Here is a 2,248-nt window from a genome sequence, read left to right as displayed (position 1 = left end):
CGCGCTCGCACCGCACGCACCTCGCGCGCCTCCGCGCTCACCCGGATCGGCGCCCTGGCCCGGCTCGGGCTCGTCGGCGCCTGGCCCGCCGACGTCGCCGCCCGATGCTTCCGCACCCCGCGCGCCCGGGCGCTCTTCGCGGGCATGGCCGCCCACTCCACGGTCCCGTTCTCGCATCCGCTGACCGCCGCGTTCGGGGTGCTCTTCAGTGCGGCCGGACACGGCACCGGCTGGCCCGTGGCCCGTGGAGGGTCCCAGGGCATCGTCGATGCGCTGGTCTCGGTGCTGCATGCTGCCGGCGGGCGGATCGAAACCGAGTTCGAGGTCACCGGCGTCCGGCAGATCCCCGGACGCCACCGGGCCGCCCACCGGGATCAGCGGGCGCCGCTCCGGCAGCGGTGCCGGCCGCGCCGTCGTCGTGGAGGAGACCGGCCGACGTCGTCATCGCGGACCTGACGCCCGCCCAGCTGCTGCGTCTCGAGGGACTGGAGCTGCCGGTCCGGTACCGGCGCGCCCTGAGCCGCTGGACGTACGGGCCGGCGATCGTGAAGATCGACTATCTGATCAACGGGCCCATCCCCTGGCGGGACCCGGAGGTGGCACGCGCGGGGACCGTGCACCTGGGCGGATCCCATGCACAGATCGGCGCCGCCGAGGCCGCCGCTGCGCGCGGTGTGCTGCCCGGACGGCCCTATGTGCTGCTCGCCCAGCCGTCCGCGGCGGACCCGTCCCGCGCGCCGGCGGGGCAGACGGTGGCGTGGGCCTACGCCCACGTCCCACACGGCCTGGCCGGGGGAGCCGCAGACGGGCGCCGTCGATGATCGACGCGAGATCGGCGACCGCCGCGCCCGGGTTCCGGGAGGCGGTGCGCGCCCGGACGGTCTGGACGCCTCAGGATCTGGAGCCTTCGACGCCAACCTGGTGGGCGGGGCGATCAGCGGCGGCATGCCCACACTTCGCCAGTTCGTGGCCCGACCGGCCCTGCGCTGGGACCCCTACAGCACCGGGGTCGAGGGTGTGTGGCTCGGTTCCTCGTCCACCCCGCCCGGAGGAGGGGCCCACGGCATGAACGGCTATCACGCCGCGCAGGCGGCGCTGCGCGAGCATGGGTGAGGAGGAGCGCATGAGCCACGACGTCGAGGAGATCCTGACGGAGCTGCAGCAGCTCGCCGAGTATGAGGAGCGGGAGAAGACTCGGCGCCGCGTCCCCGAAGAGCTGGAGATCGTCGGGGTGCGGATGAAGCACGTCTTCGACCTCGCGGCCCGGGTGGAGCGCCAAAGGCAGCCCGTCGGCGACCTGGTTCCGCAGCTGCTCACCTGTCCCGACTACGAACGCCGGATGGTGGGGATCAGCATCCTGGACTTCCGAGCCCGCCGTCGGCTGACGGCGCAAGAGCGTGCCGAGCTGGCGGGCATCTACCTGGACCACCACGACCAGCTCGTGGTCTGGGACCTGGTGGACCGGGCGGCGCCGCGGGTGATCGGCGCCCACCTTTCTCTGGACCACCCACCGGAGGCTCGTCGCGCCCAGCTGGTCGCGCTGGCCGACTCACCGGACCCGATGCGCCGCCGGACCGCCGTCACCGCCACGTTCTGGATGGTCCGCCAGGGAGACTGCGACGACGCCCTGCATCTGGCCGAGCGTCTGGCGGCGGACACCTCGGAGCGGGTCGCCCAGCCGATCGGCACGGCGCTGCGGGAGGTCGGGAAGGTGGATCAGGACAGGCTCGTCGCGTTTCTGCGAGAGCAGGCGAGCCGCCTGCAGCGGGTGAGCATCCGGTTCGCCGTGGAGCGGCTGCCGCAGGAGCTGCGGGAGGAGTTCGTGCCGCCGCGGCGATGATCAGCCGCCGAAGGCCAGCAGGCCCGCCACCACCAGCATGGTCACGCCGACGCCGGCGTCGATGACCTGCCAGGTGCGCGGCCGGTTCAGCAGCCCGGCCAGGGCGGAGCCGCCGTAGCCCAGCAGGGTGAACCACAGGCACGAGGCGCCCAGCGCGCCGGCGCGAAGAACCACTTCTCCGCGCCGAAGGAGTTGGCCATGGTGCCCAGCACCACCATGGTGTCCACCCAAGCGTGCGGGTTCAGCACGCTCACCGTCAGGCCGGTCCCGACGACGGCGCCCACGGTGCTCAGCGGACGGGCGCGGCGGCGTGTGCGCCCCTTCTGCGCCTTCCGCTCCACGCGCGGCAACGTCGCGGTGGTCGTGGCCGGCTCTGAGAGGTGGCCGCCGTGCTCGCCGTGCCGTGCC

Annotated in this window: 5 protein-coding genes and 1 pseudogene; 5 read left to right on the top strand and 1 reads right to left on the bottom strand. The window is 73.8% G+C overall.

Annotation, left to right across the window (positions count from 1 at the left end):
* From BCY76_RS18390 to BCY76_RS17125, 4 genes and pseudogenes are all read left to right on the top strand, one after another.
* A pseudogene (locus BCY76_RS18390) lies at positions 1-456 on the top strand (hypothetical protein); the annotation flags it as partial.
* On the top strand, positions 399-821 hold the full coding sequence (locus BCY76_RS17135; RefSeq protein ID WP_085437967.1) for a hypothetical protein: 423 nt from the start codon (positions 399-401) through the stop codon (positions 819-821). The pseudogene BCY76_RS18390 and the gene BCY76_RS17135, both read left to right, overlap by 58 nt.
* 124 nt (positions 822-945) lie before the next feature.
* On the top strand, positions 946-1,113 hold the full coding sequence (locus tag BCY76_RS18385) for a hypothetical protein (RefSeq protein WP_170922752.1): 168 nt from the start codon (positions 946-948) through the stop codon (positions 1,111-1,113).
* 10 nt (positions 1,114-1,123) lie between these two features.
* Positions 1,124-1,840 (top strand): DNA alkylation repair protein, encoded by a 717-nt coding sequence (locus tag BCY76_RS17125; RefSeq protein WP_070159452.1) that lies wholly within the window; start codon positions 1,124-1,126, stop codon positions 1,838-1,840.
* On the opposite strand, the gene BCY76_RS17120 is transcribed toward BCY76_RS17125, so the two are convergent.
* Positions 1,841-2,014, bottom strand: a complete 174-nt coding sequence (locus tag BCY76_RS17120; RefSeq protein ID WP_170922751.1) for a LysE family transporter — start codon at positions 2,012-2,014, stop codon at positions 1,841-1,843.
* A gap of 24 nt (positions 2,015-2,038) precedes the next feature.
* On the opposite strand from BCY76_RS17120, the gene BCY76_RS19745 reads away from it, so the two are divergent.
* Positions 2,039-2,248 (top strand): hypothetical protein (locus tag BCY76_RS19745; RefSeq protein ID WP_237090255.1); only part of this gene is annotated, 210 nt, incomplete at its 3' end.

This window comes from Nesterenkonia sp. PF2B19 (genome assembly GCF_001758425.2).
In the GTDB taxonomy this organism is placed as follows: Bacteria; Actinomycetota; Actinomycetes; order Actinomycetales; family Micrococcaceae; genus Nesterenkonia; species Nesterenkonia aethiopica.
Note: the sequence above shows the minus strand (reverse complement) of the source record. Positions and strands in the feature narration are given on the sequence as shown.